This window comes from Candidatus Frankia alpina, assembly GCF_902806485.1.
In the GTDB taxonomy this organism is placed as follows: domain Bacteria; phylum Actinomycetota; class Actinomycetes; order Frankiales; family Frankiaceae; genus Frankia; species Frankia alpina.
The window spans coordinates 1-21,560 of the sequence record NZ_CADCWT010000068.1 but is presented as its reverse complement, the minus strand read 5'-3'; the positions used below and the strand labels follow the sequence as shown (position 1 = coordinate 21,560).

The window sequence follows — 21,560 nt, the reverse complement described above, 5'->3', positions numbered from 1 at the left end:
GTGACCGCAACCGGGCCCTCACATTCCTCACAACCCAGAGTAACCAGTCGGCACGGAAAGTGACCTTCGCGCGGCCCTGGCCGGGAAGCCGGCCGTACGACCCGACATGTGCCGGCTGGTCCAGGAGCGGGTACACGCCGTTGACCTCGGAGTCCAGCTCCGTTTCGCGAAATCCCGGGCCGCCTGGAGTGGTGTCGCCGTGGCGCAGCCGGGCGAGGTCCGCTCGAAAGGTCTCGGCCCCCTGTCCGCTGACCCGGAAGGTCAGTTCCTGACCGGGGCGGACGATGATGTCGTCACAGTAGCCGAGAATCCAGATCGGGAAGGAATCCGCAACCCCTTCGCCGCTCACGCGACGACACCGAAGACCTGTCGGAGCCGGCGCAGGAAAACCGCGTGTACCGCCGCGTCCTCGGTCGGATAGGGGCCGGTGACCCGTTCGGTACGCAGACCCGCCGGGGCGGTGGTGAATCGGGATACGTACCACCGCTCGTCACCGCCGTACTCGACGATCAGCTTGCCCGGAATGGCGAACGATCCAAGGTAGGTGAGGACCCGGCGGAGCGCGTCGCTGTGCTGGCCAAACGGCTGGTGCTCATGCTCCGCAATGAGTTCGGGTGTCAGCGTCGGCCGCAGGTCGACGTGCATGCGTTCGTGAAAGCGCGCGGCGACCATCCCGTCGAGTGTCTCCTGGCTGGACAGCGGCACTGTATCCCTCCTCGCCATCAGAACCCTTCCCGCGCCATCAGAATCCCTTCCGCGCCACCGGGCCTGACTGGTTCTGATGTCTCCTGGCTGGCTTCTGATCGCGGGTGGCGCGGCGGCGGGCGGCCCCGCCCCGGGGGGTTGTACCCGGCAGCCCGCGGAAGCAGTCGGCAGCGCCCGTACCGACCGAGAGTGGTGGCGGCGTGTGAGTTGTTCGACGGCCGGGTATACCGACCTCACGCCGGCATGTATTCGATGGCGTCGGAGGTGTGCCATGCGCGGACTATCAAAGATCAAGGCTCTTGTCCTGATTGTCGGGACCGGAGCATCACTGGCCATAATTCCGCTGACACCAGCCAGTGCCGGTACGATCAACAATCCGCTGACGGTGGCCGGAACAGTCAGGTGCAAGTTCGGCTCCGCCGAATCACTGAAGATCACCGGCGGCGGGGAAGCACACGGCGCGGCCGTGGGTTCGAGCGGAAACTTCTCGGTGTTCTTCGCCAACCCGCAGCTTCCCAGCCCCGCGATTGCCGAGGTGCGATGCGATGTCGGCGGCACCAGGACCTTCCGGAGCACGAACTTCCCCCTGCATCGACCGGTGACCGGGCAGACCCTCGTCGTAAACCTCGTAGCCTGAGGTGACCTGACCTGACCAGCCGGGCAGACGGATGGTGCGCACCCGAGTGGGGACGCACCATCCATTAGCCGATGGGTGACACGCCCTTACGTAGTTTCCCGAGCACGGCGACGTCGTGCCCGCCCGCCGCTCTGCAGCGCCATGCCGGCCACCCCGCTCCCTCCCACTCCGAATTCGATTCGGGCAGGTCCGGACCGCCCACTGGAGCGTGAGACGACCGACCTTGGCCTCGGTCCGATCCAGATCGCGCTGCACAACTGCCAGCGCCTGCTCGGTACGAGCGACGAGATCGGGTTCGAACCGATCGCGCGAACTTTCCCAGGACACAATCTCGCCCCCTGGCTCCTTGTCTGCACCGAGGTCGCAACCCAACTCGGCCAGCACCACCGGCAGCAGGCGGAGCGCCTCAAGATCATCCATCCACCAAGTATGCCGACCGGCCGCATATCCGTCTCAGTCGGCCTGCGCGGCGCGGCGACGCGCCCACCGCGCCGGATATCCACTTGAGGGTTTGACTCGACCAGTGCGACCGGCCATATTCGACTTGGACGCATAGTCAGGAGGTTTTTTCGATGGCCAGGCGGAACGCCCGACCGCAGTCGATGTTACCGGGCCTCGTCGACGCCGCGGCGACGACGGCATGAGCGATCGGGACTGGAGCGAGCAGAACCGGCTGGTCATCGGGGAGTTCCGGGCCAACGCCGGGAAGGTCGGTGGCTATTTCGCCGACGGCGACCGGTACGTGGTTTTCGCCTCCGTCGTCGGGGAGCCGACCAATCCCGCCTGGTATTACAACCTGCTCGCCAACCCGGACGTCACCGTCGAGGTGGGCACCGAGGTCTTTCCCGCCACGGCGGCCGTCGCCACCGGCGACGACCGCGACCGTTTTTGCGATCGTCACGCCGCCCAGCACCCTCAGTGGGCCACCTATCAGACCAGGACAACCCGCCGAATCTCGGTGATCATGCTGGTCCGCCGAGCAGACGCGCACTCTCCGACCTGACCCGTGCAGCGGGCAAGTGCGTACGTTGGCTCCGAGCAGGTGATAGGACTTAACTGGTAAGCGATTTATGCCAAGGTTCGGGCGCGTCGGTCGCACGCCGAGGGATCGGACGTCCGTGGGGGTGCGATGATCACAGGTACGAGCCGGACGTCCTCGATGAGCCGGACGTCATGGCCGAGGACCGGGATCGAGCCGACCGCGACCGTCGTGGTCTGCGTCGAATGCCAGCGCGGCGTGATCGGCGACGATTCGATCCTCCCGGCGCTGAACACGGTTTCCGGTGCGCTCGTCGCCGGGCTGCGCCGCCTCCTGCCGGCCGCCCGCGCCGCCGGCGCGACGGTGGTCCACGCGACGTTCCACGGGACGGCCGACGCGCACGATCCCGGCAGTGCCCCGCTGTGGCGGGCGATCGCCGGGCCGACGGCCGGCTGGTCGGCCGGCCACCCCGACACCGAGGTCCTGCCCGAGCTGCTGTCCCCGGCAGACCTGATCATTCCCCGCCGCCACGGGTTGTCCCCGACCTGGCGGACCGAACTGCTGCCGGTCCTGCGCGGCCGCGGGGTGCGCACGATCGTGCTCGCGGGCGTCTCGGTCAACGTCGCGCTGCTGCTCGCGGCGGGCAAGGCCGTCCAGGAGAGGTTCGGGGTCGTGGTGCCGCGCGACGCCGTGGCCGGAACCCCGGGCGACTATCCCGCCGCCGTCCTGCGCCATTCGTTCGGACTGCTGGCGACGGTGACGACGGTCGCGGACCTGACCGCCCACTGGCAGAACACCGCATCCCCGGCGATCCGGAAAGGCTGAACCCACGGTGCCCGACTTACCTGCGCACCCCGACTTACCCGAGGCGCCCGACTCACCCGGGACGCCCGGCTCACCCGCGGATCCCGTCGCGCTGGTCGACGAGGCGGCGTTGGGCACCTTCTTGTCGGAGGTGGTACCGCCGTACCGGGAGCTGTCGGTGAGCGTGCTCGCCGTCGGCGCGTCCAACCTCACCTACCTGGTCCGCCTCGACGACCGGCCGTACGTCCTGCGCCGCCGGCCGATGGGGCCCGTGGCGCCGCGGGCGCACGACATGCACCGGGAGTTCACCATCCTCGCCGGGCTGCGCGACAGCGGGATACCGGTCCCCCGCGTGCATGGGTTCCACGGCGGCGACGACGTCGCCGGCGCCCCCTGCTACCTGATGGACTTCGCCGCCGGGGCGGTCATCCATGGCCCGTCCGACGCCGGCCAGCTCGACGCCGACCAGGCCGACCAGTGCTGCGCCCGCCTGGTCGAGACGTTGGCCGCGCTGCACGCCGTCGACTGGCGCGCGCTGGCGGTCGAGGGGTTCACCGACCGTTCGGCCGGTCACCCGGGCGGATTCGTCGGCCGCCGCATCGACAACTGGCTGCGTCAGTGGCGCTCCGTCGAGCACCGCGATCTGCCGCAGGTCGAGGAGCTGGGAACGCTGCTGCTGCGGGAGGTGCCGACCCAGGCCCGCTCGACGCTGGTCCACGGCGACTATCGGCTCGGCAACGTCGTGCTCGACCTCGCCGGCCAGGTGCGCATCCAGGCGCTGCTGGACTGGGAGCTGTCGACGGTCGGTGACCCGCTGACGGATCTGGCGCACCTGCTCGTGTACTGGGAACCGAGCCGCGGGCGGGTCACCCATCCCGCGCAGCTCATCTCGCGGCTCCCCGGCTTCGCCGACGGCGCGACGCTGGTCGCCCGATATGGCACGCTCACCGGGGCCGACCTGACGAACCTGCGCTACTACCTGGCGTTCGAGCACTGGCGGGCGGCAGTCATCAAGGACGCGATGTACCTGCGGCAACGGCGCTACGACGTCGAGGCGGGCGCCGTCGGCGAGGCGGTCCTGCTCCATCTCGACGAGGCGCGCGACCTGCTGGGCGACGTCCCCGCTCCCGGGCGCACCCGCGGCGATTCGACGCGATGACGACGCTCGACGATGAGGAGGCACGCCCGGTGGACGAGTCGTTCGGGAAGCTACGCCGGCAGGTCAGGGAGTTCGTCGACGACGAGGTCATCCCGGCCGAGCCCGTCCTGGACCGGGGCGACGCCACGGCCACCGCCCGGCTGGGGGAACTGCGCGCCGGGGCCAAACGCCGCGGGCTGTGGGCGCTGGGGCACCCGACGGAGATCGACGGCGGCGGGCTGTCGTTCCTGCAGACCGCGCACCTCAACGAGATCATCGGGCGGTCGTTCTACGGGCAGAAGGCGCTGGGCACCTGGTCGATGCAGGACTCTCTGATGCTGCACGAGCAGGGCACCCCCGAGCAGCGGCAACGCTGGCTGGCGCCGCTGGTGGCGGGGGAGATCCGCTCGTCCGTCGGGCTGACCGAGCCCGAGGTCGCCGGGTCGGACCCGACGCTGATCGCCTCCACCGCGGTGCTCGACGGCGACGAGTGGGTCGTCAACGCGCATAAATGGTTCACCACGGGGGCGAACATCGCCGCGTTCACGACGGTCTTCGCGGTGACCGAGCCCGAGGCCGCGCCGCACCGGCGGGTCTCGGCCATCATCGTCCCGACCGACACACCCGGCTACGAGGTCGTCCGCTCCGTGCCGACGCTGGGCACCGAGCACTCGATCATGGGCGATCACTGCGAGATCCGGCTGACCGACGTGCGAGTGCCCGCCGCCAACCTGCTCGGGGCGCGCGGTGACGGGTTCGTCATCGGGCAGAAGCGCCTCGGCCCGGGGCGGATCTTCCACGCCATGCGTTGGCTCGGCCAGATGGAGCGGGCGTTCGACCTGATGGTGGCGCGGGCCAACGACCGCTTCGCCCACGGGTCGAAGCTGATCGACAAGGGCGAGATCCGCCGCCACATCGCCGAGTCCGCGGCCGACATCTTCTACCATCGCGCGGCGGTCATCGCCGCGGCGCAGGCCGTCGACTCCGGTTCCCGGGCCCGGGTGGAGATCGGCCTGGTCAAGGTCCGCGGCGCCCACCTGCTGCACGACGTGATCGACCGCGCCATCCAGGTGCACGGCGCCCTCGGCGTCACCGCCGACACCCCGCTCGACGCGATGTACCGGCGGGCCCGCTACGCCAGGATCTACGACGGCCCCGACGAGGTCCACCGCGACACCGTCGCCCGTCTCCTCGGCCGCGGCCCGAACCGCGTCCCGTGGGCCGTGGACTGACGGCGGCAACCGGGCCGCCGGCGTGGGGCGGGCTCGAACGCACATCCGACCGGCAGGATGGTAGCCGTGACCGTTGCGGGTCCACGGTCGCGCGCCGCGGACGAGCCCCCCGCCAAGGGGGTCTTCCCCCGGGGACGTAGCGAGGCGCGCGCCACCGCGGCCCTCGGCCCGCTGCTCGGACGCCCGCTGCTCGGACGCCCGCTGACCGGACGCCTGCTGGTCGGATGCCTGCTGGTCGGATGCCTGCTGCTGGTGGGCCTGGGCGGCGACGGCGGCGGCGTGTCGCTCGTCGTCGGCTCGGCGACGAACCGGCAGGTCTCCGCGGGGCTCGCCCACACCCCGCCGATGGGCTGGAACAGCTGGAACGCCCTCGGCGGGAACGTGCGCGACGGCGACCTCCGGGCCGCTGCCGACGCCCTGGTCAGCTCGGGGATGCGCGCCGCCGGATACCGATATGTGATCGTCGATGACGGGTGGATGGCGCCGACCCGCGGCAGCGACGGGCGCCTGGTCGCCGATCCCGAGCGGTTCCCCGCCGGCATCGCCGCCCTCGCCGCCTACGTGCACGCCCGGGGCCTGAAGTTCGGCCTCTACGCCTCTCCCGGCCGCACCACCTGCCAGGGGCTGCCCGGCAGCTTCGGCCACGAGACCACCGACGCCGCCACCTTCGCCGCGTGAGGGGTCGACTATCTCAAGTACGACGCCTGCGGCTACCCGGGCCTGCGCCCGGCCGGCACCGACACCCGCAGGTGGCTGATCGCCGGCTTCGCCCGGATGCGCGCCGCGCTCGACGCCACCGGCCGGCCCGTCGTGTTCAGCATCAACCCGTCGTCGGACGGCGATCCCGCGGCCGGGCGGGGTGGACCTGGGCGCCGCGGGTCGCCCACCTGTGGCGGGTCACCAACGACCACGCCCCCTGCTGGGCGACCACCGTGCCGATGGACGGCTACCCGGGCGTCTGCACGACGGACAACCTCGACGCCGCCCGCGCCTGGGAGCCCGACGGCGGCCCCGGGCACTGGAACGACCTGGACATGCTGACGATCGGCCTGACTCCGGCCACGGCGAACCCCGTGGTGCGCCAGCTGGCCGGCCTGGCCACCGGGACCCCGACGGCCTCCCTCGACGACACCGAGGCCCGCGCCGAGATGAGCATCTGGTCGATGCTGGCCTCCCCGCTGCTCGCGGGCAACGATCTCACCAGGATGACCGCGACGACGGCCGCGATCCTCACGAACGCGGCCGTGCTCGCCATCGACCAGGACCCGCTGGGCGCCGCACCGGTCCGGGTGCCACGGGCCGACGGCCTCCTGCTGTGGACCCGGCCGCTGGCCGACGGTGACACGGCCGTGCTGGCCGTCAACCGCGGCGACTCCCCCCACGCGGCGGCCCTCACCGGGGCCGAGCTGGCCCTGCCGGCCACCGCCGCCGGCTACCGTGCCACCGACCTGTGGACGGGCACGATCACCACCACCGCCGACGGCGCGCTGCCCCTGACCCTCGCGCCGCACGCCGCCGCCCTGCTCCGCCTCACCCCCGCCGGCCACGACGTCCGCCGAGTTCCGCAGGCGCAGGACTGACCGCCCGGGCGGCGGCTCACTGTGGCCAGCGGGCGCCTGGCTCCCACACCGACATGACGACCCTGGACATGTCCAGGGTGTCGCTCAGTGGCAGACGCCCGTCGCCCACCCGGGTCAGGAACTCCCCGAACACCTTCGCCGGATCGTCGTCAAGCTCGTAGACCGCCAGGTGCCGTTGTGGCAGGCGACCGTCACCGGGCTCGACATCGGCGGGCGGGATGTCCGGCCGGACGTGATAGCGCTGGGCGGCAACGACGCCGGGAACCTCGCAGACGTCCCGGATGTGCGCCTCGTCGTACCACTTTGGTGTAGTCGTCGTCCCGCCCGTCGACGGGATTGCTCAGGACCAGGAAGAGCGCGTGGGCCACGTCCGGTTTCCCCTCTTCGGCGAGAACCGGCCGTCCCAGGACGCCACCGGTGTCCGACGACCGGGACACTAGCGACCACTCGCCGCACCGTCCATGATTTTCTGGCAGATGACTGCCAGAAAGTGGCGTCGCGGACGCTGCCCCGCTCCGCATCCTCCGGCCTGCGCCGCATCTCCTGGCATTCGCCGCCACTCCCGGCACGCTCGGCGTCTCCCGGCACGCTCGGCGTCGCCGCACCCGAGGAGACTGGGCGCATGCTGCCCGATCGCGCGGTCATCGGGGCGGACCTGCCCGTGCGGGACGTCCTGCCCGCGCTCACCGCCGCGCTGACCGGCGCCGGCCGGCCCGACCCGGGCGGGACGGCGGTGCTGGTGGCACCGCCCGGCACGGGCAAGACGACGCTGGTCCCGCTCGCGCTCGCCGACGAGGTCACCGGCCGGGTCGTGGTCGCCCAGCCGCGGCGGATCGCGGTACGGGCGGCGGCCCGGCGGATGGCCTGGCTCGTCGGCGGCGAGGTCGGCGACGCCGTCGGCTACACGATCCGCGGGGAACGCCGGGTCGGGCCGTCCACCCGGGTCGAGGTGGTCACGACGGGGGTCCTCGTCCGGCGACTGCAACGCAACCCGGAGCTTCCCGGGACCGGTGCGGTGATCCTCGACGAGTGCCACGAGCGCCACCTCGACGCCGACCTGGCGCTCGCGTTCATGCTCGACGTCCGCGCGGCGCTGCGGCCCGACCTGCTGCTGCTCGCGACCTCGGCGACCGCCGACACCCCGCGGCTGGCCGCCGTGCTCGGCGCCCCCGGTCTGCCCGCCCCCGTCGTCGGCGCCGACGCCGCCCTGTTCGACGTCGAGGTGGTCTGGGCTCCCCCGCCGGGACCAATCACGCCCGCGCACGGCCTGCGGGTCGACCCGCGGCTACTCGACCACGTCGCCGCGACCGTCGGGCGAGCCCTGCACGAGACCTCCGGGGACGTGCTCGTCTTCCTGCCCGGCGCCGGCGAGATCGCCGCGGTCGCCAGCCGGCTCGCGGGCCACCGCGACACCGTCGACGTGCTCACCCTGCACGGCCGCCAGTCCGGCGGAGCGCAGGACGCGGCCCTGCGCCCCGGGCCACGGCGCCGGGTCGTGCTGGCGACCGCGGTGGCGGAGAGCAGCCTCACGGTGCCCGGGGTCCGGGTCGTCGTCGACGCCGGTCTGGCGCGGTCCCCCCGCATGGATCATGCCCGGGGGCTTGGCTCCCTGGCGACCGTGCGGGTGTCCCGCTCGTCCGCCGGGCAGCGCGCCGGGCCGGCCGGCAGGCGCCGGGCCGGGTCTACCGCTGCTGGTCCGCGGCCGAACACGACCGGCTGCCCGCACAGGCCGAACCGGAGATCGCCGTCGCCGACCTCACCGGCTTCGCCCTGGACCTCGCCGTCTGGGGCCATCCCGGCGGCGTCGGCCTCGAGCTGCTCAGCGACCCACCGACGGACGCCGCCGGGGCGTCCCTGCGGGCACTCGGCGCGCTCGACGACACCGGCCGGGTGACGCGGCGAGGACGTTCGATCGCCGCCATCGGGGTCCACCCCCGGCTCGCCAGCGCCCTGCTCGACGGCGCTCCCGGCGTCGGCGTGCGGCGCGCGGCCGAGATCGTGGCGATCCTGTCGGGCGACGGTCCCGCGGGCGGCGGCGGGCCGGGCTCGGGGTCCGACGATCTCCTCGCCGCCTGGCGCCGCCTGCGGGGCGACGCCGACCGGGCCGCCTCCGCCCGCTGGCGCGACGAGGCCCGGCGGTTACGCTCGGTCGCCGGACCCACCGGACCCACCGACGGCGGACCATCCGGCGGCGGCATCGCCGACGACCATGCGGCGGGGCTCAGACCGCTCGGTGGCGGTGTCGCCGACGACCTTGCGGCGGGGCTCGTGGTCGGGCTCGCCTTCCCCGAACGGCTCGCACGGGCCCGAGTCCCGGGTGGCACGACGTACCTGATGGCCGGGGGAACAGCCGCGGAGCTGACCGCCGGCTCGGCGCTCACCGGCGCGGACTGGCTGGCGGTCGCGGTCGCGGACCGTGGGGCCGGGCGCACGTCGACGCGGGTGCGCCTGGCCGTCGTCCTCGACGCGGCGACCGCGCGGGAGGCGGGCGGCGCGCTTCTGCGCACCGTCGACGAGGTTGCCTGGTCCGGCGGTGACGTCGTCGCCCGCCGGGTGGAGCGCCTCGGCGCGATCGTCCTCGCCGAACGCCCGCTGGCCAGGCCCGATCCGGCCCTGCTCGAAGCCGCCGTGCTCGACGGGCTGCGCCGCGAGGGGCTCGCGGCGCTGCGCTGGACCCGCGACGTGGTGGGGCTGCGGGAACGGCTCGCGTTCTGCCACCGGATCCTCGGCGACCCCTGGCCGGACGTCGACGACGCCGCCCTGCTGGCGTCGGCGCCCGACTGGCTCGGACCGGATCTCACCGGCGTACGCCGCCGGGCGGACCTCGAACGCGTCGACGCCGGCCAGGCGCTGCGCCGCTTGCTGCCCTGGCCGCAGGCCGCCCGGCTGGACGCGCTGGCGCCGGAGCGGCTGGAGGTGCCGAGCGGGTCACGGGTGCGCCTCGACTACGCCGACCCGGACGGCCCCGTCCTCGCCGTGAGGATCGCCGAGGTGTTCGGCTGGGAACGGGTCCCAGCCGTCGCGGACGGCCGCGCCACCGTCGTCCTGCACCTGCTCTCGCCAGCGGGCCGCCCGGTCGCGGTGACGAGCGACCTGGCCTCGTTCTGGCGCACCGGCTACCCGCAGGTCCGCGCGGAGCTGCGGGGCCGCTACCCGCTGGCCGGACGACCCCACCACCGCCGCTCCCACCCGCCGCGTCACCCCCCGCACCCGTGGCTAGAGCAGCAAGCCCGAACCCGGACGAGGCTTGACGGGGCCGGTTGCGGTGCGTTCTGCACGGCCTGAGCTTCGAGATCGTGCAGAACGCACCGCAACGCTTCTCGCGCACCGACGGCGGGCCTCCCGGACTCAGCGCCGTTCGGCCGGCGGCAGCGCGCAGGCGGACGTGCCGCCGGGCATCCGGTGGCGGTTGTCGGCGATCAGCCGGTAGCCGGCAGCCGCGAGCCAGCTGACCGGCGGCACCCGCATGACCGTGCCCAGGAGCTGCCACTGCCGACCGGCGCGGGACAGCACGCGGACGAACGCCGCCGCGCCCGAGGCCCGGCTGCTCTCGGCGCCGATCCATTGCACGGCCCGGCCTACCTGCTGCTCCGTCAGCCCGAGCCCGGGCAGGTCGAGCTCCTGCCACGGCCGGAAGTCGACGGCGGGTCTGATCCGCGCCCGGATCGCCTCCACGCAGCGGGTGCAGAACGCGCAGTCACCGTCATACACGAGGAGCGGACGTGCCTGCCCGCGCTGTGCGGCGGTCGGAAAAGTCATGATGCCCCTCCCCTACCCTGATCGCGGCGGCTTCGACATGCGATCACCCGCATATCGCGAGACAGTCACCAGGTCCGGGGTGAGTCAGTACGGACCGCGACAGGTTGAGCGTTTACGTGGACGAGGTGACGCTGTGTGGTTCAGGTTGAGATACCCGGCATCCTGATCCGGGAGGAGTTGGGACGCGGTGCCTACTCCGTGGTGTACCGAGCGGAGCGGGCGGGTCGGAACTATGCGGTGAAGGTGCCGCTTCGGGCGGTGGCCCGCGACGAGACGATCGTGCGCGCATTCGCCCGCGAGGCCACGATTTTGGCCTGCATCGACCATCCGAACATAGCTCGGGTCCGGGCTGCCGGGCACACGGCCGATCACCCATTCCTGATCATGGATCTGGTCGAGGGGGATTCGCTGAAGTCGCGGATCGCCGCGGGGCCGCTCGGGGTCACCGAGACCATCCGAGTGGCGCTGGACGTGGCGTCGGCGCTGTCCGAGGCGCACCGGCGCGGCCTGGTTCACCAGGACGTCAAGCCCGCCAACATCATGATCGGACCGGACGGGAAGGCCACCCTGCTCGACTTCGGGCTGATGACCCGGGCCGGCGGGCGGCCGACCGATCGGGCCGTCGGCACGGTGCTCTTCTGCGCCCCGGAGCAGACCGGCATGCTGCGGCGGCCCATCGAGCCGCGCTCCGACCTGTACGCCCTCGGTGCGGTGATCTACACCTGCCTGGCCAGCGCGCCGCCGTTCCAGGCCGGCGACACCGCCGAGCTGCTCCGTCTGCACGCTGTCGCGACGCCCCGCCCGCTGACGCGGGTGCGCGCGGACGTCCCGGCGGAACTCGCCGCGGTCGTGAGTCGGCTGCTGGCCAAGGATCCGGACGACCGGTACCAGTCCGCGCTGGACGTCGTCGCCGCGCTGACGCCGCTCGCAGCGGGCGTGGCCGGTCCCGCGCACCCGACGGTCGACCGGGCCACGGCGGCCGGAGCGGGCGGCCCGGACACGCCGGTCCGGAGTCGGCACATCGGCCGCCGCAGCGAACGCACACTGCTGCGGCAGGCGTGGGCGCGGTGTCTCGCCGGGGAACGCGGCGTCGTGACGGTCATCGGGGAGGCCGGCGCCGGCAAGACCCTCCTCATCGAGGACCTGCTCGCCTCGCGCGGCACGGTGGACGGACCGGTGATCCTGCGCGGGCGGTGCGCCGCGAACGCCTCCGCTCCCCTGGCACTGCTGCACGATCTGATCGACGGCTACCTCCGCGGCCTGGCGGCCGTGCCCGAGCCACGACGGCGGGACCTGGTCACCCAGCTGGTGTCGGCCGCGGGTCTCGATGCCGCGCTGCTCGCCCGCGTGCACCCGCTGCTCGCCCGCGCACTGGACATGGACCGCGCGGCCGGCGAACCGGAGGCTGGCGAAGCGCGCTTCCAGTCGGCCGCGGTCGGTTTTCTCAGCCGGCTCGCGATCCGCAGCCACGGAATGGTCATCTGGGTGGACGACGCCCACTGGCTGGGTCCGGCCGACCGACGGGTCCTGGAGGACCTCACAGCCTCGACCGATCCCGCGCCACTGCTGCTCATCAACTCGACCCGGGACCCGTCGCTGCGCGTGGCGGCCGGATCCGCCACCTCCTGGGACATCACACTCGGGCCGTTGGACGAGTACGAGGTCGCGGAGGTGATCCGCGACTACCTCGGCGAGATCACCGACCACGCCTTCGCGCGGGATGTCTCCGTGCGGTCGTCCGGGAATCCGCTGGCCGTGGCGGAGTACGTCCGTGCCGTGATCGACGCCGGGCTCGTCCGGCCCGACTGGGGCCGCTTCACCCTCGACCGGACCGGCCTGGACTCGCTGCCGCTGCCCGAGGAGGTCCTCGACCTGATCCGCCATCGGGTGCACGCGCTGAGCCCCACCGCCGCGGTCATCCTCGAGGTCGCCGCCGTGATCGGCCGTGGCTTCGACCTCGCGTTGCTGACCGCCGCGAGCGGCCGGACCAGCGCCGCGATCTCGATGGCGACCGCCGAGGCGCAGGCGCATCAACTCGCCGCCCGCAGCCGGGACGGCACCTGGTCCTTCGTCCACGACTGCGTCCACGAGGCGCTGCTGTCGACCATGAGCCCGCAGGAGCGGACGGCCGCGCATCGGCGCGTCGTCGAGGTCCTCGACGCCGTCGACGCGGGGGGCGACCGGCACCCGTACGAACTCGCCCGGCATGCCATCGCCGGGCAGATCGCGCCGGACCGCCGCTTCCGGCTTACCTCGACCGCCGCGGCGGCGGCGCTCGCCATCCCGGCGCCCTACGAGGCCGTGGCCCTTTACCGGGCCGCGCAGACGGCCGCGGACGAAGCGGGCTTCGAACCCGACGCCGAGTTCGAGGAAGGTTTCGCCCTCGCCTCCGCACGCACGCTCGCGCCCGCCGACGCCCGGGCTCATTTCACCCGCGCGCTTCGTTCACAGCCCGACCCGCGGCGCCGCGCCCGTGCCCTGCTGGAACTGGCCGGGGTCGAGTTCGCCGACTTCCGGACGGCCGCGGCGCTGGAATACGTCCACCGAGGCCTGGCCGAGATCGGCCGCGGGATACCGGCCAATCCCACGGCGATGGCTGCCGTCAGCGTGGGCCGATGGGCGGCGGGAATGGCGTGTCGACGGCCGTGGACAGGTTTCGGCGGGGCCAGCGGCGAACGCCGGGAGCTGCACAAGATCCGCTGCCGCCTGTACGAGATCGGCATCCTGAGCGAATGGATCTCCGGGCGGATCGGTCCGATGCTGGCCTTCATGATGTCGACCGTCCGTCCCAACCAGCGGCTGGGCTCGGGCGAGGAATACGTGCGCACTCACGGCTGCTTCGTCCTCGTCGCGGCGGACTTCCGGCGCGCCCGGGTGGTGGAGCGCGGGGTGAGGCGGCTGCGGGACCTCGTGGCGGACAGCGAGGATCCGGTACTGCGGGCGGAGGCCTACCTGTACTCGGCCGCGGCGCTGCTGTTCCTCGGCCGCAACGTCGCGGGCGAGCAGGACTCCGAGGACACGTTCCGGCGCGCTCACCGGTGGATCGAGACCTTCTTCTTCACCAGCAGCTTCTCGATCCTCGTGCGGAGCCTCGCGCTGCGCGGACATGACCGCGAGGCGTGGGCCAGCTGCGAGGCCAGGCCGCACGGTGATCGTGCGCAGGCGGACCTCGCCATCCTGCGGGCGAGACTTGCCCGCACTCTGCGTTACCCTCCGGTTTCACATCCCGGGCTCGGCGCGCTCGACGCCGAGCCCGATGCGGAGCGGCTACGCCGCTACCTGATCTGTAGCGACGTCGCCGAGCTCGAGATCGAGGACGACGAGTTCGGTCCGACCTTCGACGCCGCGGTCGAGGCCGGTGACGCGGTCGTCCTTCCGCCCTGGCGAGTGCCCAGGTTCTTCCGGAAGTTCTGGATCAGCAAGGCACGAGGCCGGCTGGAGCAGGCGCGGGCCGCCCCACCCGGGCCGGTTCGCACCCAGCGTCACCGAGCGGCGCGCCGAGCGCTGCGCGAGGCCCGTCGGGCGGCGGCCTATCCGCCGTTCGCCGCCGACCTGCAGGTGCTGCGAGCCGTCGACCGCCAGCTCGCCGGCGACCACGCCGGCGCACTCGACCTGTTGGATGCGGCGGAACGGTCGGCCCGCACGCTCGACCTACCTCGGGTCCGCTTCGACGCCCTGCTGGAACGCGCCCGCTGCCTGCGAGCGCTCGACGAGCCCGATCGCGCCGCCACCGAGGCGGAGCTGGCGGCGAAGGTGGCCGCGAGATACGGCTGGATCGGACGGGAACACAAGGTGTACCGCGAGTTCGATCTGACCGAGCCGAGACCGTCGTTCGCGGAGGCAAGCGGCGCGGCGTCACCTGCCACCGCCTCCCGGGACCGGCGCCGTCTCGACGCGGTGCTTCAGGTGAGCGCGGCGGCCGGGCGGGAGACGACGCCGGAGTCCGTCGCCACCGTGGCCCTCGACGAGATCATCTCCATTCTCGGGGCGGACCGGGCGCTGCTGCTGCTGCCCGACCCGGCCGACCGTGAACGCAGCTCGGGGCGGCTGCGGCTCTACGCGGAGCGGCACGCCGAACAGACCGATGACCTCGGACCGGACGAGGGACCGCGCGGCATCGCCACGACCATCGTGGAACGCGTCCAGGCCGAGCAGCAGCCGCTGGTGGTCACGGGCACGGAGGAGGGTGCCGCCCTCGGCTCGGAGAGCGCCGTCCAGTTCGGGCTACGCAGCATCCTCGCCGCGCCGGTTCCGGTCGACGGCGGCCGCAGTGGCGTCATCTACGTGGACAGCCGGGTCGCCAAGGGACTGTTCGACTCCGACGACGCCCGGATCCTGATCACGCTGGCCAAGCAGGTGGGGCTGTCGTTGAACATGGCCGAGGCCGCCCGCCTGCAGGCGGTCGTCACGGCGGAACGCCGGGCGCGAGACCTGGCCGAGACGATGCGCAACGTCACGCTGCAGGCGACCTCGGCCCTGAACACCCGGGAGATTCTCGGGCGGGTGCTGACGGCGGCCCGGCCCGTCCTGCCGTTCGACGTCGCCTGGGTGCTGACCCGGGTGTCCGGAACCGTCCGGATCAGCTCGACCCACGGCGACGTGGCGGATGGCGTCGTCGGAACCGAACCGCGCCTGGCGGCCGGCGGCCCGATCGCGCGTGCCTTCGACCGCTGCGAGGTCGTCGCCACCGACGACCCGATGGAGCTGCCAGGCGGCGGACAGACGGCCCGCAGCTGGCTGGCCGCGCCCGTCCCGCTGCGGGACGGCATCGGGATGGTGGTCGTGCTCGCCTCCCGGACGCCCGACTGCTACGGGGAGACGCGGATCCAGATTGTGCAGACCATGATCGACCAGGCGGTGATCGGCTATCAGAACGCATGGCTGTTCGAGAAGGTGCAGCGCCTCGCGGCCACCGATCAGCTCACCGGGCTGGCCAGCCGGCGACAGTTCCTCGAGCAGGCGGAACGTGCCTTCACCGCCCATGCCGCCGCGAGCAGGCCGGTAAGCGCGGCGATGATCGATATCGACCATTTCAAGCGTGTCAACGACGCCCATGGGCATTTCGTCGGCGACGAGGTCCTGGTCGAGGTCGCCCGACGCATCCGGCTGGCGTTCCGCGACGAGGACCTCGTCGGTCGGGTCGGCGGCGAGGAGTTCGCCGTGCTGATGTCCGGGCCGCTGACCACCGCCGAGGCGCTCGGGCAGAGGCTGCGCAACGCGCTCGCGCAGGACCCCGTCGACACCTCGGTCGGGCGTCTCGACATCCGGCTGAGCGTCGGCGTCACCCCACGGTCGTCCGGCGACACGAGCCTGCGTGACCTGCTGGCCCGCGCCGACAACGCACTGTACGAGGCCAAGCACGGCGGGCGCGACCGAGTCGCCGTCCGGCTCCGCTGACCGGCTCCGCTGACCGGCTCCGCTGACCGGCGCGCCGGGCATCACCGCGGGCGCGGTCCCGACAGCGGGGTCCGGTGAGTGCTTGCCAAATGGAACGATCTTCCATATCGTGGGGCAGGCAAAAACGGAAACGGATTCCTGTTCCAGAATCCTGGCGATCGCGCCGGGCAGCTGGATCCCGAGATGGCCCGCCGGGTCCTCCCCGCCGGGGCCCATCCTGCTCGAAGGATGAGGATGAGTGCTCAGGAACTGAACGCAACCACGACACGGGGCGCGGACCGTGTCGCCGAGGCTTCGTCGGAGGAGCACCGCCGGCGCCGTCTGCAGATCGCGCTCGGGGTCATCGTCACGTGCCAGCTGATGGTGATCATCGACGCGACGATCGTGAACATCGCGCTGGCAAGGATCCAGTCCAGCCTGCACTTCTCCGCCTCGAGCCTGGCCTGGGTGCAGAGTGCCTACTCACTGGCCTTCGGTGGGCTGCTGCTGTTGGGCGGACGGGCGGGCGACATCTTCGGCCGGCTGCGGCTGTTCATCGGCGGGTTGGCGCTGTTCACCCTCGCCTCGCTGGTCGCCGGTCTGGCGCCCACCGCGGGCGCGCTGGTCGCCGCCCGCGCCGCGCAGGGGGTGGGGGCCGCGTTCGCCGCACCGGCGTCGCTCGCCCTGCTCGCCACCACCTTCACCGAAGGCCCCGAGCGGCAACGCGCCCTGGGCGCCTTCTCCATGATCGCCGGCCTCGGGCTGACGCTCGGGCTCATCCTCGGCGGGCTGCTGACCACGGCCTCCTGGCGGTGGGTATTCGTCATCAACGTTCCGGTCGGCATCGCGGTCATCGCGCTGGCCCGGCCCTTCCTGACCGAGACCCCCCGGCATCCGGCCCAGTTCGACGTGACCGGCGCGATCGTGTCAACGGCGGGGATGACGTCACTGGTGTACGGGTTCATCCGGGCCGCCTCGGACGGCTGGTCGGACAGCCTGACCGTCGTCACCCTCGCCGCCGGCGTCGGGCTCCTGCTGGGGCTCCCGCTCATCGAGGCCAGGGCCGAGCAGCCGATCATGCCGCTGCGGTTGTTCGCGGAACGGCTGCGGGCAGGCGCCTACACCAACATGCTGCTCATGTCGGCGGCAATGGGAAGTTTCTTCTTCTTCTTGTCGATCTTCCTGCAGAAGGTGCTCGACCTCAGCCCGCTGCGTACCGGCCTGGCGTTCCTGCCCATGGCCCTGGTCCAGTTCGGCGGCGCGCGCACGGCGCCGAAACTGGTCGCGCGATTCGGCCCGAAAGCCATCACCGCGGTCGGTACCGCGTCCGCGTTGGTCTCCGCTGTCTGGCTGACCCAGCTGGACGGCGCAAGCAGTTATCCGGGCGGCGTGGTCGGACCGCTGATCCTGCTCGGCCTCGGGATCGGGCTGGCTTTCATGCCCCTGAACATGGTCATCCTCGCCGGGTTGCCCCTGCGGGACACCGGGTCCGCCTCCGGGTTGCTGCAGTGCCTGCAGCAGATCGGGCTCGCCGTGGGGATCGCCGTTCTCACCACGGTGTACGGCACCTCGCTGCGCAACTCCGCCGATCATCCGGACGCCGGCCTCGATCCGCAGGTCCAGGTCCAGGTCCACCATGAGCTGGCACACGGGATCGCGACCTCCTTCATCGTGCTGGTCGCCTTCATCGCGGTCGCGTTCGTGGTCGCCGTCTTCGTCTTCAAGAACCGCAGGCCCGCAGCTGCCGGGGCCTGACCCGGTCCGGAACGAGCGCCGGACGAGATTCCACCGGTTCCCCATGACCAGCCGACCGTGGCGCCTATCGGCGACGCATGCCTTCCATTAGGTAGCCGAGCAGATCGACCCCCCGGCCCGAGTCCGTCTCCTCCGCGGTCAGCGCGATCGCATTGGCCAGCTTCAGGAGGGTGGACATGTCGAGATCTGCCCGCATCGTGCCGTCGCGCTGCGCCCGGGAGAGCAGGACCGTACCCGCGGCCCGCATGTCCTGACAGGACACAGAAAGCGGCGAGACGCCGTCGTGCAGAACCGACATGACTTCCCGCGCCAATCCGCGATATTCGCCGAGGTGGGAGATGAACTGCTGCAACCAGTCGGCAAGCGCATCGTCGGGCGGGCCGACCTCGGCCAGGTTCACCGCGGCGACCCGCAGCGCCTCGAAATGATCAAGCAGGACGGCCTCGAGGAGCGCCTCCCGGGTCGGAAAGTGCCGGTAGACCGTTCCGGTACCCAGCCCGGCTCGCTTGGCCACCTCAAGCAACGAGGCATCGGCGCCGGCGTCGGCGTCGGCGAAGACCGCGCGCGCCGCGGTGAGCAGACGCTCACGATTGCGGAGCACATCCGTCCGGACAGGTCGGTCGGCTGACACGGCCGGCGGCCGAGCCATCATGGCTGCCTCCCAGCGTTGCCAAACGGAAAAATCTTCCATATATTATCACAGGATTTGAAGAGAAGAAGATCATGGATGTGCGCGAAGCGTTGTACACGACCCGCACAATGCGGCGGGTGAAGCCCGATCCCATACCCTTGTCGGTCCAGGAGCGCATCATGGACACCGCCGTTCGGGCGCCCAACGGCGGGAACCTGCAGAAATGGCGCTTCATTCTCGTCGATTCCCCCGAGGTCAAGGCGGTCCTCGGCCCTCTTTACCGCGACGCGGTGGCGCGTGGCCTGCAGGGCTACTACCGCGACGCCGCAGCAATCGCCGACGGCACTCCCGACACGGAGGAGGCCGTACTCGCCAGGCGCATGGTGCGCTCGGCGAACTGGCTGGCGGACAATTTCGAACACGTTCCGCTGTTCCTGTTCGCGCTCATTCCGGCGACCAAGTCCGTGGGTTCGGTGTTCCCAGCCGTGTGGAGCGCGATGCTGGCCGCTCGGGCCGAGGGGGTCGGCGCGTCGCTCACCACGATGCTCGGTGTCGGCCACGACCTGGAGACGCTTGCCGCGCTGGGGGTACCCTTCGAGGAGAACTGGATCAACGCGTGTTGCGTCTCCTTCGGTTACCCGACCGGACGCTGGGCGGTCGCGCGTCGAGAACCCCCGCAATCAGTGACGTACCGCAACCGTTGGCTCGCGCCGAGCGGGTTCCTCGGCACCGGTCCGCTATGGCCTGACGGCGCGCCGGCTCAGGCCACCTGACGCCAGGCCTCGGCCAGCGCGGTGAAGCTGTCCCGGCGGCGGTCCCGGTCGAGGTTCGGGGTGACGACGACGATCTCGTCGACCTGGGCTTGCTGCTTGAGCTCCAGCAGCCGCCCCGCCACGTACTTCGGCTCGCCGGTCACCATCCAGCCGTCGTCACCGCGGGCGGCGCGGAACTGCGGCGACCGGGCGAACGTGCGGACGTCCTCCAGCCGCAGCCGCTCACGGATCCCGCGGGTGATGTTCTGGATCATCAGGGTCCAGGCCGCCTCGAACTCGCCGATCGCCTCGTCGTCGTCGCTGGCGAAGGCCAGCACGGACATCGCCGAGTACGGTGCCGCGCCCTCGGTGCGCGGGGTGAACTCTCGCCCGTAGGCCCGCAGCACCTCGACGGCCAGGTCCGGGCTCATGTGGTGGGCGAACACCGCGCTCAGGCCGTTGACGGCGGCGAACCGCGGGCCGTACGGGCTCGACCCCAGCACGAACACCTCGGGCCGTTCCTCGACCAGCGGCGCGGCCACAAGCTGCGCGTAGGGATGGCCGGCGGGGAAGCCGTCACCGAGGAACGCCAGCAACTCGCCGACCTGCCCGGGGAACTCGGCGCCCGCGTCGGCGGACACGCCCCGGCGCAGCACGTGCGCCGTCAGCGGGTCGGTCCCCGGCGCCCGGCCGAGCGCGAGGTCGATCCGCCCCGGGTACATCGCCAGCAGGGTCCGGAAGGTCTCGGCGACCTTGAACGGGGCATGGTTGGGCAGCATGATCCCGGCCGCGCCGACCCGGATCCGCGACGTGTGGGCACCGACGTGGGCGGTCAGCAGCTCCGGGGCGCTGCAGGCCAGGCTGGTCATGTTGTGACCCAGTACCGCCGATAGCCGGCCGCCTCGGCGGCCTGAGCGATGCTCACCGCGCCGGCGATCGCGGCACTCGGGCTCTCGCCATGCTCGATCCCGACGAAGTCGAGAACCGCCAGGGGAAGGACGTCGTCAGCAACACTCACCTCCAGGTCAATCCCCCGCCGCCCGACCGCATTCCCGCGGCGGCCACCCCCGACCCCCACGTGCCGTCGCCGGCGGCATCCGGCCAGTCTCGGCGACGCCTGGGCCCCCGAATGCTCTGGCACCGACATGAATCGTGAAGATCGTTCGATGACAGAGAAGGACGGCGAGGACGGCGAGGGTGGATTCGCAGGGGCCGCGGGCCGGGGTGGTGAAGCCTCACGCGGACCCACGGAGCCGCAGCGGGCTGGGGGGGTCGCCCCGGGCACGGTGCGCGGTCCCACGGCACACCATGATCGTCCGGCGTCGGACCCGGCAAGTCCGAACCAGAGCGGGGCCGATTGCGGTGCTTTTTGCATGGTCTGCGCCCGCGGGCCGTACAAAACGCACCGCAATTCCCCCCACCGCACCGAAACCGGCGGTCACCGCCAGACGTTCATGGTCCGAGGTTCGACTGCGGGGCAGGGCGACAGCACCACCGTTACGCCGCATTGATCGCCTGCGACCCTGAGTAGATAGGACCTACTCGTCTGGCTATAGCGCCGGCAGAGCCGCTGGTAAGCGAGACCCCGGTGTTCGGTTGCGACCGGCTGAAGGGTCGGATTGCCGTCGGACCATGGGCCAGATTGCGTGCGCTGGCAGGAAGAAGGTCCCGCGGAGTCGGGCCCGGCTCGCCCCGTATTCAGAATGCCCGACCGGGCGATGAATCGACCCGATCTTCGGATACCAGCCGGGAAAGAAAGCGGAAACGATGAGCAAGAAGACCTTCACCGCCCAGGACATCGAGGACTACATCACCGAGTACCGGGCCACCGGCGGCAAGCCGACCGGCAGGTTCGAGGAGCCCACCCGACTGCTGCTGCACAGCGGCCACGATGCCGACGGCAGGCCACACATCGTGCCGTTGAGCTACTTCGCCGACGCTGACAAGGACCATTGTGTGGTGCTGGCCATCAACGACGGCCTCGACGATGATCCGCAGTGGCTGCGGCACCTGCGCGCGCATCCGGAGGTCACCGCCGAGATCGGCAGCGACACCGTCCGGCTGACGGCCACGGAGATTCACGGTGAGGAGCGCGACGCCATCTACGCGCGCCACGCCGAGAGGTTCCCGATCCTGCTGGAGTTCCAGTCGGCGACGACCCGGGTGATCCCGGTCGTCGCACTCGCTCCGACCGGCAGCGCTTGATCGGACC

The 21,560-nt window shown here is 71.9% G+C and carries 17 protein-coding genes and 1 pseudogene; 12 read left to right on the top strand and 6 right to left on the bottom strand.

The window, feature by feature from the left end; translation table 11 throughout:
• Together G6R25_RS10135 and G6R25_RS10130 are read right to left on the bottom strand one after the other, a co-directional pair.
• Window positions 1–349, bottom strand: a 349-nt coding sequence (locus G6R25_RS10135; protein ID WP_205447017.1) for a hypothetical protein, incomplete at its 3' end; no start/stop codon positions are given.
• Complete coding sequence (locus G6R25_RS10130) at window positions 346–705, bottom strand: N,N-dimethylformamidase alpha subunit family protein (RefSeq protein WP_163552777.1); 360 nt, start codon at window positions 703–705, stop codon at window positions 346–348. The genes G6R25_RS10135 and G6R25_RS10130, both read right to left, overlap by 4 nt.
• 271 nt (window positions 706–976) lie before the next feature.
• On the opposite strand from G6R25_RS10130, the gene G6R25_RS10125 reads away from it, so the two are divergent.
• The 8 genes and pseudogenes from G6R25_RS10125 to hrpB all read left to right on the top strand — a co-directional run bounded on the left by G6R25_RS10125 (window position 977) and on the right by hrpB (window position 10,295).
• On the top strand, window positions 977–1,342 hold the full coding sequence (locus G6R25_RS10125; RefSeq protein WP_136449477.1) for a hypothetical protein: 366 nt from the start codon (window positions 977–979) through the stop codon (window positions 1,340–1,342).
• Between the two features lie 640 nt (window positions 1,343–1,982).
• The gene (locus G6R25_RS10120) at window positions 1,983–2,345 is read left to right on the top strand and encodes a nitroreductase/quinone reductase family protein (protein ID WP_136449476.1); all 363 of its coding nucleotides are present in this window, start codon (window positions 1,983–1,985) and stop codon (window positions 2,343–2,345) included.
• A 156-nt stretch (window positions 2,346–2,501) separates the two neighbouring features.
• Window positions 2,502–3,146 (top strand): isochorismatase family protein, encoded by a 645-nt coding sequence (locus G6R25_RS10115; RefSeq protein WP_163552776.1) that lies wholly within the window; start codon window positions 2,502–2,504, stop codon window positions 3,144–3,146.
• 7 nt (window positions 3,147–3,153) lie between these two features.
• Window positions 3,154–4,284, top strand: a complete 1,131-nt coding sequence (locus G6R25_RS10110; protein ID WP_163552775.1) for a phosphotransferase family protein — start codon at window positions 3,154–3,156, stop codon at window positions 4,282–4,284.
• Window positions 4,281–5,495 carry an acyl-CoA dehydrogenase family protein gene (locus tag G6R25_RS10105; protein WP_163552774.1) on the top strand — a complete coding sequence of 405 codons (1,215 nt, stop codon included), beginning with the start codon at window positions 4,281–4,283 and terminating at the stop codon, window positions 5,493–5,495. Before G6R25_RS10110 ends, G6R25_RS10105 begins: the two co-directional genes overlap by 4 nt.
• A gap of 66 nt (window positions 5,496–5,561) precedes the next feature.
• Window positions 5,562–6,173: a glycoside hydrolase family 27 protein gene (locus G6R25_RS10100; protein WP_163552773.1), complete on the top strand. Its 612-nt coding sequence runs from the start codon at window positions 5,562–5,564 to the stop codon at window positions 6,171–6,173.
• 260 nt (window positions 6,174–6,433) lie between these two features.
• Window positions 6,434–7,075: a hypothetical protein gene (locus G6R25_RS10095; protein WP_163552772.1), complete on the top strand. Its 642-nt coding sequence runs from the start codon at window positions 6,434–6,436 to the stop codon at window positions 7,073–7,075.
• Window positions 7,076–7,697: 622 nt separating this feature from the next.
• Window positions 7,698–10,295, top strand: a pseudogene (gene hrpB / locus G6R25_RS10085) (ATP-dependent helicase HrpB).
• A gap of 128 nt (window positions 10,296–10,423) precedes the next feature.
• Here hrpB and G6R25_RS10080 read toward each other — a convergent pair.
• Window positions 10,424–10,834, bottom strand: a complete 411-nt coding sequence (locus G6R25_RS10080; RefSeq protein WP_163552771.1) for a thiol-disulfide oxidoreductase DCC family protein — start codon at window positions 10,832–10,834, stop codon at window positions 10,424–10,426.
• 135 nt (window positions 10,835–10,969) lie between these two features.
• On the opposite strand from G6R25_RS10080, the gene G6R25_RS10075 reads away from it, so the two are divergent.
• Together G6R25_RS10075 and G6R25_RS10070 are read left to right on the top strand one after the other, a co-directional pair.
• Complete coding sequence (locus G6R25_RS10075) at window positions 10,970–16,231, top strand: diguanylate cyclase (protein ID WP_163552770.1); 5,262 nt, start codon at window positions 10,970–10,972, stop codon at window positions 16,229–16,231.
• A gap of 234 nt (window positions 16,232–16,465) precedes the next feature.
• A complete protein-coding gene (locus tag G6R25_RS10070; RefSeq protein ID WP_163552769.1) occupies window positions 16,466–17,965 on the top strand; it encodes an MFS transporter in 1,500 nt (499 codons plus the stop codon).
• A 64-nt stretch (window positions 17,966–18,029) separates the two neighbouring features.
• Here the strand turns inward: G6R25_RS10070 and G6R25_RS10065 are convergent, their stop codons facing one another.
• Window positions 18,030–18,656 carry a TetR/AcrR family transcriptional regulator gene (locus tag G6R25_RS10065; RefSeq protein ID WP_235947953.1) on the bottom strand — a complete coding sequence of 209 codons (627 nt, stop codon included), beginning with the start codon at window positions 18,654–18,656 and terminating at the stop codon, window positions 18,030–18,032.
• A 32-nt stretch (window positions 18,657–18,688) separates the two neighbouring features.
• Here G6R25_RS10065 and G6R25_RS10060 point away from each other — a divergent pair, with 32 nt between their 5' ends.
• On the top strand, window positions 18,689–19,369 hold the full coding sequence (locus G6R25_RS10060; protein WP_163552767.1) for a nitroreductase family protein: 681 nt from the start codon (window positions 18,689–18,691) through the stop codon (window positions 19,367–19,369).
• Here the strand turns inward: G6R25_RS10060 and G6R25_RS10055 are convergent.
• Together G6R25_RS10055 and G6R25_RS31365 are read right to left on the bottom strand one after the other, a co-directional pair.
• Window positions 19,357–20,217 (bottom strand): MsnO8 family LLM class oxidoreductase, encoded by an 861-nt coding sequence (locus tag G6R25_RS10055; protein WP_235947951.1) that lies wholly within the window; start codon window positions 20,215–20,217, stop codon window positions 19,357–19,359. The genes G6R25_RS10060 and G6R25_RS10055 overlap by 13 nt on opposite strands.
• On the bottom strand, window positions 20,214–20,366 hold the full coding sequence (locus G6R25_RS31365; RefSeq protein ID WP_235947950.1) for a hypothetical protein: 153 nt from the start codon (window positions 20,364–20,366) through the stop codon (window positions 20,214–20,216). Before G6R25_RS31365 ends, G6R25_RS10055 begins: the two co-directional genes overlap by 4 nt.
• A 749-nt stretch (window positions 20,367–21,115) precedes the next feature.
• Here G6R25_RS31365 and G6R25_RS10050 point away from each other — a divergent pair.
• Window positions 21,116–21,553: a nitroreductase/quinone reductase family protein gene (locus G6R25_RS10050; RefSeq protein ID WP_163552766.1), complete on the top strand. Its 438-nt coding sequence runs from the start codon at window positions 21,116–21,118 to the stop codon at window positions 21,551–21,553.
• Window positions 21,554–21,560 lie beyond the last annotated feature (7 nt).

Excerpts from the sequence above, each read along its gene's own strand:
- G6R25_RS10125 (WP_136449477.1), top strand. The coding sequence starts at position 977 with ATGCGCGGACTATCAAAGATCAAGGCTCTTGTCCTGATTGTCGGGACC.
- G6R25_RS10120 (WP_136449476.1), top strand. The coding sequence starts at position 1,983 with ATGAGCGATCGGGACTGGAGCGAGCAGAACCGGCTGGTCATCGGGGAG.
- G6R25_RS10115 (WP_163552776.1), top strand. The coding sequence starts at position 2,502 with ATGAGCCGGACGTCATGGCCGAGGACCGGGATCGAGCCGACCGCGACC.
- G6R25_RS10105 (WP_163552774.1), top strand. The coding sequence starts at position 4,281 with ATGACGACGCTCGACGATGAGGAGGCACGCCCGGTGGACGAGTCGTTC.
- G6R25_RS10095 (WP_163552772.1), top strand. The coding sequence starts at position 6,434 with ATGGACGGCTACCCGGGCGTCTGCACGACGGACAACCTCGACGCCGCC.
- G6R25_RS10080 (WP_163552771.1), bottom strand. The coding sequence starts at position 10,834 with ATGACTTTTCCGACCGCCGCACAGCGCGGGCAGGCACGTCCGCTCCTC.
- G6R25_RS10070 (WP_163552769.1), top strand. The coding sequence starts at position 16,466 with ATGAGTGCTCAGGAACTGAACGCAACCACGACACGGGGCGCGGACCGT.
- G6R25_RS10065 (WP_235947953.1), bottom strand. The coding sequence starts at position 18,656 with ATGGAAGATTTTTCCGTTTGGCAACGCTGGGAGGCAGCCATGATGGCT.
- G6R25_RS10060 (WP_163552767.1), top strand. The coding sequence starts at position 18,689 with ATGGATGTGCGCGAAGCGTTGTACACGACCCGCACAATGCGGCGGGTG.
- G6R25_RS10055 (WP_235947951.1), bottom strand. The coding sequence starts at position 20,217 with ATGACCAGCCTGGCCTGCAGCGCCCCGGAGCTGCTGACCGCCCACGTC.
- G6R25_RS10050 (WP_163552766.1), top strand. The coding sequence starts at position 21,116 with ATGAGCAAGAAGACCTTCACCGCCCAGGACATCGAGGACTACATCACC.